The organism is Terrabacter sp. Root85 (assembly GCF_001429185.1).
Classification (GTDB): domain Bacteria; phylum Actinomycetota; class Actinomycetes; order Actinomycetales; family Dermatophilaceae; genus Terrabacter.
The window spans coordinates 1-15915 of the sequence record NZ_LMIW01000002.1; the positions used below are offsets into that span (position 1 = coordinate 1).

General features: G+C 65.5%; 11 protein-coding genes. 6 read left to right on the forward strand and 5 right to left on the reverse strand.

Features of this window, described 5'->3' with window-relative positions:
- The first annotated feature begins 666 nt into the window (after positions 1 to 666).
- Positions 667 to 3354, forward strand: coding sequence for an adenylate/guanylate cyclase domain-containing protein (locus ASE25_RS06275; RefSeq protein ID WP_056823989.1), 2688 nt, complete (start codon positions 667 to 669; stop codon positions 3352 to 3354).
- Between the two features lie 1150 nt (positions 3355 to 4504).
- On the forward strand, positions 4505 to 5347 hold the full coding sequence (locus ASE25_RS06285) for a hypothetical protein (RefSeq protein ID WP_157623348.1): 843 nt from the start codon (positions 4505 to 4507) through the stop codon (positions 5345 to 5347).
- Between the two features lie 203 nt (positions 5348 to 5550).
- Here the strand turns inward: ASE25_RS06285 and ASE25_RS06290 are convergent, their stop codons facing one another.
- The gene (locus ASE25_RS06290) at positions 5551 to 6090 is read right to left on the reverse strand and encodes a hypothetical protein (RefSeq protein WP_157623349.1); all 540 of its coding nucleotides are present in this window, start codon (positions 6088 to 6090) and stop codon (positions 5551 to 5553) included.
- A 28-nt stretch (positions 6091 to 6118) separates the two neighbouring features.
- Positions 6119 to 6475, reverse strand: a complete 357-nt coding sequence (locus tag ASE25_RS06295) for a hypothetical protein (RefSeq protein ID WP_157623350.1) — start codon at positions 6473 to 6475, stop codon at positions 6119 to 6121.
- Between the two features lie 759 nt (positions 6476 to 7234).
- On the opposite strand from ASE25_RS06295, the gene ASE25_RS22675 reads away from it, so the two are divergent.
- Positions 7235 to 8299 carry a hypothetical protein gene (locus tag ASE25_RS22675; RefSeq protein ID WP_157623351.1) on the forward strand — a complete coding sequence of 355 codons (1065 nt, stop codon included), beginning with the start codon at positions 7235 to 7237 and terminating at the stop codon, positions 8297 to 8299.
- 218 nt (positions 8300 to 8517) lie between these two features.
- Here ASE25_RS22675 and ASE25_RS06300 read toward each other — a convergent pair whose 3' ends face one another.
- Entirely contained in the window at positions 8518 to 9567 is a 1050-nt protein-coding gene (locus tag ASE25_RS06300) for a hypothetical protein (protein ID WP_157623352.1), read from the reverse strand.
- Positions 9568 to 9636: 69 nt separating this feature from the next.
- Positions 9637 to 10035, reverse strand: coding sequence for a hypothetical protein (locus tag ASE25_RS06305; protein WP_056824005.1), 399 nt, complete (start codon positions 10033 to 10035; stop codon positions 9637 to 9639).
- A gap of 881 nt (positions 10036 to 10916) precedes the next feature.
- Between ASE25_RS06305 and ASE25_RS06310 the strand changes: the two genes are divergently transcribed.
- Positions 10917 to 12170: a Vps62-related protein gene (locus ASE25_RS06310; RefSeq protein WP_056773433.1), complete on the forward strand. Its 1254-nt coding sequence runs from the start codon at positions 10917 to 10919 to the stop codon at positions 12168 to 12170.
- A gap of 378 nt (positions 12171 to 12548) precedes the next feature.
- Here ASE25_RS06310 and ASE25_RS06315 read toward each other — a convergent pair whose 3' ends face one another.
- Complete coding sequence (locus ASE25_RS06315) at positions 12549 to 13412, reverse strand: NAD(P)-dependent alcohol dehydrogenase (protein WP_235508570.1); 864 nt, start codon at positions 13410 to 13412, stop codon at positions 12549 to 12551.
- A gap of 403 nt (positions 13413 to 13815) precedes the next feature.
- Here ASE25_RS06315 and ASE25_RS06320 point away from each other — a divergent pair, with 403 nt between their 5' ends.
- Positions 13816 to 14520, forward strand: a complete 705-nt coding sequence (locus ASE25_RS06320) for a class I SAM-dependent methyltransferase (RefSeq protein ID WP_157623353.1) — start codon at positions 13816 to 13818, stop codon at positions 14518 to 14520.
- Positions 14513 to 15652, forward strand: coding sequence for a glycosyltransferase (locus ASE25_RS06325; RefSeq protein ID WP_056824016.1), 1140 nt, complete (start codon positions 14513 to 14515; stop codon positions 15650 to 15652). The genes ASE25_RS06320 and ASE25_RS06325 overlap by 8 nt, the downstream gene beginning before the upstream one ends.
- Positions 15653 to 15915 lie beyond the last annotated feature (263 nt).

The following is a 15915-nucleotide window of genomic DNA, read 5'->3' on the forward strand; positions in this document are numbered from 1 at the left end:
CCGGTCGACCTCGAAGCGGCCTACTACGCTCAAAACGAGGCCCAGCAGGATCTGGAGCTCTCAAACCACTGAGTCTCCCGACTCACCGGGGCGGTTCACCTGCGAGAACGGGTTTGGCCCGTGGTCCTATCCGGCCTCGCTCAACTCGATTCGGTGGTGACGTCGTCGGCCAGCTCGTCGACAGGCACTTCGATGTTGACTATGACCTGATTGGCCTGAGCGGGCGGATCTCATCACGGAGCGCGTCGGGCATGTCCACCACAAAGAGCCCACACCGAACTGTTCAGCTGCGCCGCGAATCCAAAAGGTGATGGAGGCGCGGGCCTCCTCACTTGAAAGCGCGATGATGGCGCGCGAATCGGCGAGCCCGCTCTTGCCTGAGGCAAGGCTCGTTTGAGAACGTGTTGGTTGATCTTCTTTATCTGCGCGCCCTTCAGCTTTCTTTGGCGGGCGTAGGCCTCGACGAGAACGCCGTTGTCTTCCGTACACCCGTCGACTTGGACGCATGTGCCGCCCGGAGCGGGCAGGTCTCTTGGCACGGAGCGCGCCGGGAGGACGCTCGCCGAGTGGCCGCGAGTGAGGGCCTCGGGAAGCTGACGGCTCATCCGGTCAGGTCGTGTGGATGTCGTGGTGTCGCTGCCTGCGATTGAAGGCGTTCAATGAGTCATGGGCACGCTGCCGTCGAAGACCATGACGCTCTTGTTCTCCGACATCGAGGGATCAACCCAGCTGGTGCGTCGTCTGGGTTCTGGCTACGCCGCCACGCTGGGCACGCACCGGCGTGTGCTCCGGTCGGCATGGACGACAAATGGGGGCACGGAACTGGGCACCGAGGGAGACAGCTTCTTCGTCGCATTCGAGACAGCCGAGGCGGCGGTGTCCGCCGCTGTTCAAGGGCAGCGTGAGCTGGCGGCTTCTCGCTGGCCCCTGAGGGAGCAGGTTCGTGTGCGGATGGGTCTGCATACCGGGGCACCAACGGCCTACGACGGGGGCTATGTGGGAATTGACGTGCATCGGTGTGCCCGAATCGCGGGGTCGGCGCACGGTGGTCAGGTCGTAGTTTCGGCTGCCACCGCCACCCAACTAGGCAACGGCAATCTGCCTCCCGGCGTGACGCTGCGCGACCTTGGGCTGCACCAATTGAAGGACATGCCCGATCCTGACCACCTGTACCAGGTACAGGCCGACGACCTGCCTGCGAAGTTCCCGCCGTTGAAGTCCATCGGCGCCATATCTCGGATACCCGTGCCGCCGACACCACTCATCGGGCGCGCGACGGAAATCGCGGACTTGGGCGTCCGGTTGAGAGCACGCCAGGCGCGCCTGCTGACCCTCACCGGCGCGGGTGGATCCGGCAAGACGCGACTCGCCCTCGAACTCGCTCGCGAGTGCGTAAACGACTTCTCGGACGGCGTGCACTTCGTGCCGTTTGCAGAGTCCCACGGTCCGGACCAGATGTGGGACGCACTCGCCGAGACGTTGGGCACGCAACGCGGAGCCGCCGACGTCCTCGCACGTCTGAGCACCCTGGAAGTGCTCCTGCTGCTCGACAACCTCGAGCAGCTGCCCGAGGCGGACGGTGTGATCACGCAGATCCTCCACGGCACGCGAGATGTGGCGCTGGTCGCAACCTCACGCAGGCCCCTGCACCTTGCTGAGGAACAGGATTACCCGGTGTCGCCCCTTGATGTTCCGGCCGACGACACTCTTGCTGCGACGCAGGCCTCTCCCGCCGTGCAGCTGTTCGTGCAACAGGCGAGGAGGGTACGGCCCAGCTTCCACCTCAACGCAGAGAATGCCGCCGATGTAGCAGACCTGTGTCGGAGACTGGACGGCCTGCCCCTAGCTATCGAGATCGTCGGCGCCCGAGCCAAAATTCTCTCACCACGTGCTCTGCTCGCGCGTGTCAATACCGGGCTGGACATGTCCTCGTCAGTGGGCGGCGTTGCCAGCCGGCAGCGCACAGTCCGAGCGACAATAGGCTGGTCCTACAACCTGCTTCCAACCGAGCTCCAAGCGGCATTCACGCGACTCGGGGTCTTCGATGGCGGCTGTGACCTGCGCGCTGTCGCTGCGGTCCTCGACGACGGATCCGACCTGACCGGAACGGAGCCACTAGACGTGGTGAGCAGCCTCGTCGACGCCAGCTTGGTAACGATCAGAGAGAACCACGACGGCGAGCCGCGCGTCCTCCTACTCGAGACCGTGCGGGCGTTCGCCGTCGACCGGCTCGTTGCAGCGGCCGACCTGGACACTGTCCGCGGTCGGCACGCACGGCATTACCTGAGCGTGGTGAACCGCGTCGGCCCCCGACTTCAGGGAGACCGATTCTGGCAGGCGCGCGAGGAACTCGACGCCGAACAGAACAACATCCGAGCAGCGTTGAGCTGGTGCCTGTCATCACCGGAGAGCATGAGTGGAACCGAAGACAGACACTCCTTGGCACTTAGGCTGTGTGCGGGACTTTGCGGCTACTGGACAGGCGCTTTCCATTTCAGCGAAGCCCGTCGGTGGCTGGAACCGGTCGTCGCGCGGGCGGGTTCGACTGAGAATGTGGCGCTCGCACAATGTCTGGCGGTCCTGGCGGACAGTCTGATCGCGCTTGGCGAGCCGGACGAGGCGAAGCGTCACGCACGACGCGCCGTCCAGATGTACCGGGATCTCCACCAATCTGGGTGGTGGCTCGCCCAAGCACTGCGCGCGCTTGCGTTGGCAACCTGGGAGTGCGGCGACGCTGGTGAAGCCAGGCTTCTGCTTCAGGAAGCCTTGGAGGTCGGGCATGCTTCAAGGACCGAGGGGCCCTACCACCGCATCCTGGACCACTTCGCCACGCTTGAGGCCGTCGAGCACCACTTTTCGAGATCTCTGGAGCTGTACGACGAGGCAATCGGGCTCGCAGAGGCCGCTGGGCACTCCACCGCGGCGGGTGCTTACCAGTACAACCGAGCATGCCTTTTCAGGGAGATGGGGAGAGCCGAGGATGCCCGGCATGAAATGGGCCTTCTGATCCCGGCCATCCTCCGGGATCCGAACACCTACAGACTCATCCATTTGGCCGAGGACTACGGCGCGATCCTTTCGGCGCTCGGTCACCACCAGGATGCGGCACGGCTGCTCGGTGCCGCGGAGGCCCTGCGCGAGCGCAGTGGCTATCGGCGCTCTCCCAGCCAAGAACTCTCGATCGTAGATGTCTATGCGGCAGGGAGGCGGTGCCTACCGAGTCAGGATTGGGATAACAGCTATGCGATCGGCCGAGCGTCCACGGTGCAGCAGCTTCTCGCGGAGCACTCGAGCGATCCCTCGCCCGGGCGTGTCGAGATCTTTTATCAGATGCACGAGCCGGGGTCAGGATGAGACCACGGGCTTGTCAAGAACTGGCCCGGGCCGCGATATCGGCCCGCGGCCAGTCGAGAGGTCGCCAAACGGGCCGGGTGTTCAAAACCCGGAAAGGCAGTTCCTAATGGATGGACCCCCGCGTGCTGGATCCCCAAGGCGCGAGCAGTGAGATCCCTAACGACTGACCTCTGGAGACAACTGTAATGCCGCAGCGTCAGGGCGCACCAGGCAATCCAGCCCAGCTACCGACGCACGCGGAAGAGTCCCGATCAGGATGGCGAGGGCAACTCGAGTCGGACGCATTCGTGACCTGTTGGTCAGCTCGTGGCTGGCATCACTTGGATGGTGCCGGTGAAGCAGGATCGGTCCGGGTCGTAGAGCTGACCCTGCTCATGGACCTGGCTGCCCGCGTGGGCGCCTTCCGCGACTACGCCGTTCATAACCACCGCACCCGTGGACTGGTTGAGCGTGCCAGTGAGCGGGGCGATAAACGTCTCACCGACCTCCCAGTCGAACGTGACATGTAGGACCGTCCCGCCCGCGCGAACGCTCGTGAGGCGCGTACGAAGGCTGGCCGTGGCTCCCTGTCGGGACACCGTGCCCTCCCAGACGCCGGGCCCGACTGCACACTTGTCGAAGGTCCAGACGATGGGAGCGGAGTTTGCATGTGCTGCGCTGGGTGTGAGCGCCAGTGCTGCTGCGGCTGCCCCTACGGCAAAATATCCGCGGCGGCGCGATGTGGTCGTGGAGTACATCGTGGTCTCCTACCGTGAGCCGCTGGCCCTCCCAGCGGTCATACGAAGATTTACCGAGCGTCGGCGCCGCGTCTGTGCCCGCAACAACACTTCGCGCGTGCGCGGCCGCACTTGGAACGCCACCGCCTGTCGCCGGGCTTTGCCGTGTACTGCCCCTCGACAGTTAGGTCGGTGGGACTCACGAGCTCACCGGTGGCCGGTCTTCCTCGCAGGCATCCGACCGCGTGTCGGGAGGGAGACACCTGTGCCCACAACGCCCGTGCGCGACGGTCTGTTAGGTCACCGAGGGCAAATGAATCTATGCCGGCGGGACGAGCTTCGAGTGGACGGCGGGCGAAGGGGGCGTCGTCGCACGTTCGCCTGTGTCGTCGCGCGCACAGACGGGAGGCGACGTTCAGGTCCACAGTGACGAGATGCTCTTGATGCTCGCCTGCGGTGCGGCCCTCTGCCTGGCAGGGGCGCTCGGCGTGCGGTGGCGCCACTATGGCTTGGCGATGCCAGAACGCAGCCCTCGCGACGACGGCACAACGGCAGCCCCGGGTGCAGACCTCTGCTGGCTGCTCAGCGTCGGCTTGCTAGCCGGCATGGTCATCGGAGTTCTCGTGTTAGGGCCGGCAGCCCGGCTCGCGATGCGGCTCATTGCCGCGGCCTCTCCACCCCAGGCGCAAGGTGCGGATACCACTTTCGGAGCAACCGTCGGGGAGATCACGGTCGGTGGCACCCTCTTCCTCGTCGTCGGATTTGGATTGCTCTCGGGGGTCGCTGTTGGGCTGGTCTACGTCTTCGCGGCCTTCGTCCTGCCTCGAGGGATGCTCGGAGGCGTCATCTTCGGCGCCGTGCTTCTGGTGCTCTTCGCCAGTCGAATTGATCCGCTGCGCGCCGCCAACCAAGACTTTGAGATCGTCGGACCCGGCTGGCTGTCCGTGGTCACATTTACCTCACTGGCGCTCACCACCGGCGCGCTCACAGCACCTGTCGCGGGACGGATCGCGGCGGCCCTTCCGGCGCCGCGGTGGTGGGCGGTCGGCTGGCTTGTCCCGGGCGGGCTGCTCGCCATCGGAGCACTGCTGGGGTCTTGGCAGGCCCTGGTCATCGTATTGGCCGGCAGTCTGATCTACCTGACGTGTGAGCGGAATCCCCGATTCGGCGCGCTCGTCCGGGAACGGGGCCGGCGAATCGTTCAGGTCGCACTGTCAGCCGCCGTGCTGCTCGCGCTGCCCGATTTCCTCAGCGCAGTTAAGAGCATCGTGACCTAGACGCATCGACAGGGGACGAATCTATTCGCAATATCAGGGCCCGACTTCAGCGGGAAGACCACCATTTCCTAAGGTCCGACGGGCCGCGAGGCCAGCCTCGCGATAGCTCTTGCGAAGTAGGTCCTGGAGAGCTCCGAGATGCGCGCTCGAGCCCCTTCACTGAATTTCGTGGTTCCCCAGAACGATTCAGGGCATCTGTAGCCCTAAATGGGGTTGGACCAGTCGCGTCGGGTGGCGACGAGCCAGTACGCCAGGAACATCACGATCTCGAAGTACTCGGTAAGGATGACCGAGTACGGCACCTGCCGCCAGATGCAGAAGCCACCGATGAGCAGGCCCGCCCACATGAGGCCAGTGATCAGCCGGTCTGTGAGTAGCGCGCCGTTCGAGGTTGGCGGCGCTGCGGACCGGTCCGCTTCGCTGCGCAGGCTAAGCGGAAACGCGTGGCTTGCGGCCGCGAAGGACAGGTTCGCAATGAGCAACCCCGCCGCAGTGAAGTGCAGGACGCCAAAGATGCTCACATCTCCAACGAGTGTCCTGCGGCCGAAGAGGAGGAAGCCACCGACGATGACCAGCAGGAAGACAACTTCAGCGACCCAGGAAATCCCGACCAGGACGCTGGCGAACTTGGCCTCGTCCTGTCCCCAGCGGAAGGACCGCCAGTGCATGAGGCGCCAGTCGAAAAAGGTGAATAGGGCCGCGCTGATGAGGAAGGCCCAAAGGACGACCCGCAGGTTGTCCAAGATCTGGGCTTGGGTTAGCACACCCAGGTCATGAGGGTCGCGCCGGCGCGGCCACGAGCATCGGCGTGAAGTTGTTCGGCACCAGGGCGACGAAGAACGCATTGAAGCCGGCGAAGTTGAGCGCATAGTCCTCGAGCTTGGAGCTGCTCTTGTACGCGATCAGGCACACCCCGGTGGCCATGAGGGCGCCGACGAACACGTCGCGCACCGGGCCCGCGTACGAGTCGCTGATCGAGTCACGCCACACGCCGCGGGTGAGCCGTTCCCCGACGGTTGCCAGCATGAGGAAGACGGGCGGCAGGACAAGGATCATCCGCAGGTAGCGATATGTCTGCAGGGTGATATTGCTGGTGTCCTCGGCAACACCCACCATTTGTGCGGCCATGCCTCTTGACGGTACGCGCGCCAATTCAGGCATGCGCCGGATTTGCTGAGTTTGTGCAGGCGCTGCTCGCCGCACCCGGAGCGAGCGATTCAGACGATGCTGTGGTCGGCGCTGACGAGTCACAACCGCGCCAGGCGCTGAGTATGGCGCATTTGGAGCGTTCCACCAACTTGCCGGATCCGTGTTGTGGCCAACCCCAAATTGGCTACAGAACCTAACGATCACCTATGCCGATGCGCCGTCGCGCGAGTTCTACCGAATCGGCATGAGCGCCAACGCGACGGGAAATCCGGTCTATGTGCTGGACCCTAATGACAAGGCCTGCCTGTCGCGCACGTACGTGGCCAAGATCACTCGTGGCAACCGACGGGGTCAAGGGCACCAGCGTGGATGCACCACACCCACTCGGCGCGAAGGCCGTAGTCCAGCAGCCGCGTCACTTCGCCGCGAGTTCTGTTAGCCGCGGTTCGACGTGTGCGAGCTGGCAGCCAGGCGCTGCCGCTTAAGCGGAGGTCGGACGCCGACGTCTTCCGCCAGACGGCAGGTCTAACGCGCCGCTGATGCAGCGAAGCTCGGATGGTCATGCGGCACAAAGCGACACAGCCTCCGTGTTGGGGAACCCTTGCGCCGCAACTGCCAAGCGTGCGTGGGCCTTGTATCAATGCGGCTTGGTGCTTGCACTGTTTGAGGTGAACCTCGGTGTCGTCGACTCCACGGCGTCGACCGGCAGTCGAACTTGCGCAGTTTGAGGTGGTGCCAATGAGCAAAGCGACGGAGTCGGCCATGGAGCGGAAGGTGGCCATTTCTCCCACATCCGGCGCGGCGTCGCTACGGGCCGCGTCCGAAGAGAAGGCCTACGCGGCACTGTGGTCAGGGCGTCGGGCCGCCCTGCGATCTTTGACCGCAGCCATCAAGAGGGAAGATCTCCAGGCGCTTGAACAGCTTTACGAAGAGTGGCGCGAGGACCTCACGCTGCTACCTTCTACGCCGGCGTGGACAGGCTGGGGCGTCGCGGGACGTTTGGCCGTGGTGTCGCAGAAGCTTGTCTTCTTCCAGGAGAAGTTACTCGGTGGCTGGAAGGTGCGGTTCATGATGGATGGAACGCGCGTGACGGTAAAGGGACACCCTCTAGCATGGACCGGGACTGTCGGCATGCGCTTGGATGATGGCGAGTCTCACCACACCGTCGTTCTCACACCTCCCCGCTATGTCAACCTCAAGGAGGTCAGTGCTCCGGCAGAGGAGCCTGGATGGGCCGAAGTCGTTGAAAAACTGGGCGGCGGGTTCGGGTCTCTAGGGTCGGCTGTCGATTCAACCAGCGAGGCGTTGGGACTGGACCAAATCACGGAGATTGCAGGTGAGGCCTTCTCGGCATTCAAGTCTTTGCGAATCGCACGTGTGCATCGCTCGATGTGGGCGGAAATTCTGAATCGGCTCTCGAAGGGGGAATCGGCGCCATTCTTGGCCAGCGACGAACCGGCCCGAGCCGCAAAGCCTCGAAGGTCCCGCGCCGCACGACGGGCCTCCGAGCGGGTGTTCAGTGAAGAGTCGTCGACTGCCGAGCGCCTCTCTCTCGATGGCGGCGAGAGCGAGTTGAGTGCTGACTTGACCATTAAGCATCTTGCTGAGCAAAGCGGTCTCACTGCGGAGCAGCTCGGAGCAATCGTCGAAGCCATTAGTTTCCTCTCCCTCAAGGAGCTGAAATCGCACGGCTACTCGCGCATTCCGAGACTTGGGACACTCGTACTGAATAAGACCGCAGTAGGTTTTCGCCCCACAGCAGAATTTCGTGCAGCAGTGAACGGCTCAGGCGGGCGACGCTGAGGCCATGGGACGTAGGGCCGTGAGCCAGAGGACACCCTGCGCTCTGAAGGCGCCAAGGTGGCGAACACAAATCCTCTTGCTGAAGATCGCCGAGCAAGCACCGCGTCATCACGAAGGCTCTGGGAGCAACATCGGCCACGCGTCACACCGACGCGTGTCAACGTGTTTCGCCGAGTGGACGTTGACGTTGCCGGCACGTGGGAAGGTCGGCAGTCTTCTCAGCCCTGCGCCTCAGCGATCAATCCTTCTCGGGCGCTTCGGGGGTAGAACAGACGTTGCTCGATCAGTCGATCCACTGCTCGCCCGACGGCTTCTTGGCTGACAGCACCGGAGGCTCGGATCTGCCGGACGTGACGCTGTCGCGCGGCGTTGCTGCCGATCAGGTTGTGGACGCGGTTGTCGGTCGACTCCAGCAGGCGAACCCTGACTTCCTCCATGCGTCGGGTTCGTTTGCCGAGCAGCTCGACGTCATCTGGGGCCAAGGGCGTTTCCGGCTCGGTCAACATCCAACCGATCTCCACCGCCATGATGAGCGTCGGCATCAGGTCGTAGATCTGCGTGTGGAACTCGTCCACGCTCGCTGCATCGAGTGGCACGTTGCTGGTCGCGTGGTCGTAGTAGGCGTCGAAGAGTTCAAACACCATGTCTAGGTGATCATGCTCGAGCGCCTTTCGAACAATCCGACGGATCAGCTCGGGCGCCGCGCCGTCCCGGAGCGGTGCAGCGAGACCGATCGCCGCCCGGTCGTTTCCCGCGTGAGAGACGGCATCGATGACGAAGGCCACAGCGGCCATCAAGGACCCGTCGATGGCGAGTCCAGTGCGTTGGTCCTCAGCCCACAACCGGAGGAACTCGACGGGGGCGCTGCCGCCAGCGGGCCAACTGATGCCCCAGGCCGCGGGCATTCGTGCTTGGCTGAGAGAAACCAAGGTGTCGGTGTTGAAGTCAAGCCTGCTGGCCCTGGCAGCGTCCTGCGCAACCGTGACGACCTGCGAGTACTTGCTTGTTTCCGCGTGGCGCGCCTCCGCGTCCAATGCAGGTAATTGCGCGTGCAACCAGCGTGATATCGGCGCGGACTCCGGCCGCATCTGGAAAGTCGCCACGATGGGCTCGACTGGCCGGTCCCAAGATGACGCGCCGAACTGCTCACTCTCTCGCATGAACCGTGTTCGACCGTCCAAATGCTCGACGGCGTGCCAGCGATCGAGCAGTGTCTCCCCAGTCGCGGCCATCCATTGCTCACGCTGCGCCGACAGGTCCACGGTCATCTCGAGCAGGGGGGCGTTGCCTGTCGCAGGGCCTGAGCAACTCTCAGACACCGGTCGGACAAGCCCATCTCACCGATCCACACCTTCCAATGCGGTCCGCAAGGTGCCAGCGACCCGCTCGGCATCCCGCAAGGACATGCCCGCCTCTCCGAGAACCACCACAAACATCTGCTCGGTCCGGACTCCGTCCGCGTCAAGCGGCAGTTCGCCTGGTGGGTCCACAACTTCACGCTTCTTGATGACGGACCGGATGTGCTCGATCAGCGCCTTGCCAGCCCGTCGTCCCCAACTCTCGAGCTCGTCCCGAGCGCTCGCCTCGAGACCCTGGATGAAGGACCCCACGAGAATGCCAGCCACGGCCGTCAGAATCTCGGGTCCCAGAAAGTAGTCCCCCTCAGGGACGATCTCGTACACCTCCGTGCCCAATGAGTCGGCCACCTGCTCAACCGCCGTGTTCACGTCGGACATCCGAACCCCCTGCCACGCTGTGCTAGCACCTAGTTCTCAAGTGTTGCCGATCACAGCCTCGAATGGAGCGGTGACGGAGGGGACTCCCCCAACCTGTGCTCCTCGAGCACAATGTCCGGCACACCTCGTCCGGTTGGGCTCGTCGGCGCAGTGGACCGTTGAACATACCCGCTCCGGACAGACGCGTCCCGAGCGGCTCTGCAGTGAGCGTCTATCCGCCGCTTGTCGGTTGCGTGAGCCCGTCAAGGATCACCGCTCGGCAATGCGCGCTCACCATGGTCGAGCGCACATATATTCTGCCAAGTCGACCGTGACCCGACGTGAACGATGCGATGGGCATGCGGCCAAAGCCGCCGACTCAGCTTGCGGGAGCGCCAGATCACGCGGTCTTGGGAGATGTCAGGCAGATATGAGAGCGCCACGGCCGGCACGGTCTTGGCTGGTTACAGAGAGGGACCGCCCGGAGGTCGAGAGCCTCTGCCCGGATTGAGGGGGACCTTGACGTTGCAGCGTCGGTAATCCCTGAGGACTACTCGCGCTGCCCGACGTCCGGGCTTGTCCAGGTTTGGGAGCAGTTGCGCGAAAGTGCTGAAACTGCGCTCGAAGCCTTCATGGGCGCGGGGACGGCCCGAGGACCTTGAGGTTTCGTGATGCGGAGCAAGACACCTTCTCCGTATGAACGCGCGACGTGACCGCTCCTCGGCACTCCACTCTGCGCAAGACCGGACGTTCCGTGGACCGAGCTTGGGGAAAGGAACCGACCCAGGCGGCATCGGCCACTTTGCCCATTTCGCTGCGGCACATATCGGACAAATGTAACGTTTCGGCCACACCCGGTGCCGAGTCACGGCAGCTGAGTGTCTCCAGGGAAGAGAGCAACGATGACCGCTATCGCACCGGACACTGAAGCAACCACATGGCTGGTCGGGGGTGCTCTCGAGATCGGCTTCACGACGACCTTCGACTGGGTCTACGACGACAAGGGCACCGGCGCCGCCGCGTGCGGCTCGTTCTGGCAGCCCAACGTCTCGGGCATGCCTGGCTACTGGTCGTTGGGCAGCCTCGGGGTCAACAACGGCGGCAACTACAACTACAACCCGTCAGGTGACCGGGCCATCGTCGTCGTCAAGGACTTGACCGGCACGGCGCTGGCCGCCCCCACCGGCTACACCCAGATCTGGGCCGACCACGGCTCCGGCGGTAACAACGACGGCTCCGTCTGGCGACCGATCGCTCCCGACGGCTACATCGCGATGGGACTGGTCGTCGTCGGCGGCTACAACCAGCCGTCTCTGGACGCCGTCCGTTGCGTCTCCCAGTCGCTGGTCCACCGGGCCACCCCAGGCGCATCGGTGTGGTGCGACGCGGGCAGTGGCGCCCACGGCGACTTCGGCTCGTGGGAGGTCCTCCCGCCCGCCGCCGCGCCGGGCACGCTGTCGCTGGCCCCCGGCACGTTCTGTGGGTCAGGGTCCTATGACGAGAACACCGTGCGGGCCGAGCCGACGACCCTCTACTCCTTCGCGGTGGCCCTTCCCGAGCAGCCTGAACCGGCGCCGCCCGCCTACCCGGCGCTGACGAGCAACGTGAACCCCGGACCGTTCGGCGCGGGAGCAGCCACCGTCACCAGCAGCCTGCCGTGGTTCGCCGTCAATGACCCCGACTACCCGGCGCTACAGAGCATGGTCAAGTCGCCGACCTACCGGCTCGAGCGCACCGACAAATGGGCCTTGGACGACGCTTTCTGGTTCAACGACGAATCGGAATCCATCACCCGGGAACTGCAGGTCACCGTGGGAGTGAACGGCAGTAGCGCCACCTCGTTCGCATCCGAGACGGGTATCGAGCTGGGCTTCGAATACGGGTTCAGCAAGCTCGTCAAGGGCAGCGTCAAGCTGAGTCAGAAGTTCACGTATACGACCTCCAGCTCCAACGGGTGGAGCAGCGAGACCTCGAAGAAGACGACATACGTCGTGCCTCCGATGACGGCCATCGCCATGTACGTGCTGAACAGCACGTACTCCCTCTATCGCCAAGACGGCTCGCAGGTGAACACGGACAGCGCCGGGTACAACGTGCCCGCCACGATCTACGTGACCCAGTTCCCGCCGGCGAAGCCCAAGGTGGCCAACGAGTAGTTTTCCCCTTCGACGTAGGGCTCCCCGGACCCGCAGAGTCCGGGGAGACCTACGTCCCCACTTAGGGCACCGGCCCCCCGACCTCGAGAGCGTGCGGGAGGGGCGCCTATTTGACCGCCTGTCACAACGTGACCTTGACGTAGTTGGGCACTGTCGCCCGCCCACCTCTCACGTTCCGGTGCTGTCATATACAGCTCGCGACGCGTCGTACCAGGGGCTCCAACAGCATCTTGTGTCTTTCCGTCGCTAAGGCCACCCGGATCTGCGGATGAACTCCAAGTCATCCGCCCGCGCGGTTGCGATGACTCTTCAGGGTGACTCTTTATGTGGCCGTCCGCGGCGAGGCGTCCCCGTTCAGACGGCCCGAGCGCGCCGTGTTCAGGTTGGGGTGATGACGACCTTGCCGAGGGCGCGGCCCTGCCCGACGTGGGCCAGCGCTTCCGGTACCTCATCGAGTGGGTAGGTGCGGTCGATGTGGATACCCACGTGACCGGCGAGGCACAGATTGGTCAAAGGCTGGAAGTGGGCCGGACCCGGCTTCACGGCTAGCACCCCGAGGTGGCGGCCCGTGATCATGCCTACCGTCGCACCGATCGTGAGCACCCGAAGCAGTGATCGGACGGACCCGCCGACGCATCGGTACCAGCCGCCGGGAGCGAGCGCGCGACGGTAAGCGAAGACCGACCGGTGGGCCACGAGGTCCAGGATGAGGTCGTACGGCTCGTGGCCCCGGGTGAAGTCATCGCGGCGGTAGTCGATCACCTCATCGGCACCGAGGGTCCGCATGAACTCCAGCTTGTGTGCGTTGTCGACGCCGGTGACGTGAGCACCTGAGCGCTTGGCTAGCTGGATCGCGAAGGAACCAGAGCCGCCGCCCGCACCGTTGATGAGCATTCGGCTCCCGGTCGAGGCGCGGGCCGTGCCCTGAAGCGCGATCGCGCCGGCCTGCGGGATCGTCGACGCCTCGGCGAAGGTCAGCTCCGCTGGCTTGAAAGCCAGGGCCGACTCGCGGGCAACCGAGTACTCGGCGAAGCCGCCCATGAGCTGCAGGTTGTCGCCGTAGACCTCGTCACCCGGATGGAATCGAGTGACGCCCTGGCCGACTGCCTCGACAAGCCCGGCGATATCCGAGCCAAGCGTCGGACGTCGCGGCGCGCGCAGCCCACCCATGCGCGCGTACAAGGGCGAGCCACGAAGGCCCTCCCAGTCGCTGAGGTTGATCGACGTTGCCGCGATCTTCACCAGGACCTGCCCGGCAGCGGGGGACGGAGTCGGGACGTCCTCCATACGCAACACGTCGGGGCCCCCGTAGCGCTCGTATACGACAGCCCTCATGTCCCGGTCCCTCCAACGCGGTCATGCCTCGATCCTGTCAGGCCTGCGCCAAGGGCCTGCGTCCTTTCGCCGCCAAGCGGTCACCTCCTACCGCCGCGTGAGGGGGCGCCTGCCGTGTTCCGGACGTGCCGAGTCGCCACCGTTGCAAGGGTCAGTTGACTGCGCTCGCTCGGGCCGTCGCGTTACGAGCGCGCCCTCCCGGGCGGCCATTGGACGTCATCGGTTACCTCTTTGACCAGCACTCGGCGGACACGATGCAGATCGATGACACACCTCCGCTTGTGGGTCCGTCACGCGCTACGGTCGGCCTGTGGCCGTGACCAGTTTCTCGACGCCGGCAGGTCGTGGCTTCTCTGACGGGGCCGCCCTGCACGGGCTTGCTGCACTGTCCGGCCCGTACTTGCCGTGGAGTTCGGGCGCGATGCGACCCGCCGGGCTCGTGACCGTGTGCAACGACATCGTCCTGAACGAGCGGCGTCGCATCGTCGAACTGGGCAGCGGTGTCAGCACCGTTCTGCTGGCCCGCCTGCTGCACCAGCGACCACCGCCCGGTGGCTTCCTCATGGCGAGCGTCGAGCACGACCCGGTCTGGGCCCGGTGGGTGCGCGACCAGCTCGATCGCGAAGGCATGGGGACCGATGTCACGATCGTTCCAGCGCCGTTGGTGCCGCACGCCCGCGCCGACCCCGGCCTCGCTTGGTACGACGAGGCGGCCCTGGCCCAGGGACTTCGCGAAGCGCTACGAGGAGACTCGATCGACCTGCTGTTGGTGGACGGCCCGCCCGCTCATGCCACCGGCCACGGCTTGGCCCGCTACCCCGCCCTGCCGGTTCTCGCAGACCTCCTTGCCCCGGGCGCCAGCCTCGTTCTCGACGACACCGATCGTCCCGGGGAGCAGGAGGTCCTGCGCCGGTGGGAGCACGAGACCGGCCTCACCTTCGACCGCAGCCCCGAGCGTGGAGGCGTAGCCGTGGCCCGGAAGGCCGCCGAGGCCACGGGCCCCAGCCATGGCTGACCCGACCTCGACGGGCCGGCGGCCGCTCACCATCGCGCGAATCATCGGAGTGCTGGAGCGTGGCGGGGCCCAGCTCTCCGCGCTGCGGCTATCCGCCGCCCTGCGCTCCGAGGGTTTCGACACCCGCCTGTACGCCGGGGACGCCACCGACGAAGGGATCGCCCTCGCGGCCGCCTTCGACGTGCCCGTCGAGACCTTCGCTCGGGACGCACACCTGCAATGGGTGCCCTCGACCGATTTCGCAGCATGGCTGCGCCCCCGCCTGGCCGACGCCGACCTCGTCCACGCCCACATGTTCGGGGCCTGGTGGGCGGCAGCCGCCGCCGTGCCCGACGGGGTTCCGCTCGTGGCCTCCGAGCACAACGCCATGACCTGGCCGTACGGCGACCATGTCGCCCAGGCCCGCGCCGCCGCCGGACGCCTTGCGGCCTTCTTCGCCCACGGCCCCGCCGCCCGCGGCTTCGCCGAATCACTCGGCGTCCCGGAAAGCCGGATGCTCGAGGGACGCTCCATCGTCGACGGCTTCGATGCGCGACCGCTGCCCGGCCTGCCCAGCCTCAGGGTGACCTTCGCCGGGCGCCTGCACCCCGAGAAGGGTGTCGACGTCCTGCTCGAGGCACTGGCCCTGCTCCCCGATCCGCCGACGACGCTCCTCCTCGGAGACGGCCCGCTGCGCGAGTCCCTCACTGCCCGGTCGCACGCCCTCGGCCTGTCCGACCGGGTTCTCCTGCCGGGATGGGTGCGTTCGCCTGGCTCCTACATCTCAGGAGCCAACCTGCACGTCGTCCCGTCCCGCGAGGAAGCCTGGTCCCAGAGTGCCGTCCTCGCCTTCGGCCTGGGGGTGCCCGTCCTTGCCAGCGCCGTCGAAGGGCTACCCGTCACGTTGGGACAGGGCCGCGGTGTGCTCGTCCCGCCCGAGGACCCCGAAGAGCTCGCCTGCGCCATGGACGAGCTCCTGCACGGACGGGGGGTACCCGACCCCACACCGGGGCGCGTCTACGCCGCACGCTTCACCCCTGAGCAGATCGCGCCGTACTACGCCGACACCTACCGGCAGCTCATGCCTGAGCAACCGGCCACCCCACATAAGTCCCACGCCTCACCGCAGCGAGCCGCCGACGCACCCGCGTGACACGAACCGGTCGATCGAGCCGTGACCGGCTCACCGCTGCGTCATCCCGCCGCTTGCGGGGCGCGTCGAGTTACCGGATCCGTCCATGGGGGGCGTTCGCACCGAGGTGTTTCAGGCACGGCCACCCGGCGACGCGGCTACTCTCCAGCCGACGACCCGGCGGGAGAAAGAACGTCAAATGACCAACGCCGCGTACGCCCAGGCGGCGACGGTGGGGCAGGTGCTGAGAGACTCAGTCCCATGCTCAGCACGACAAGGATCAC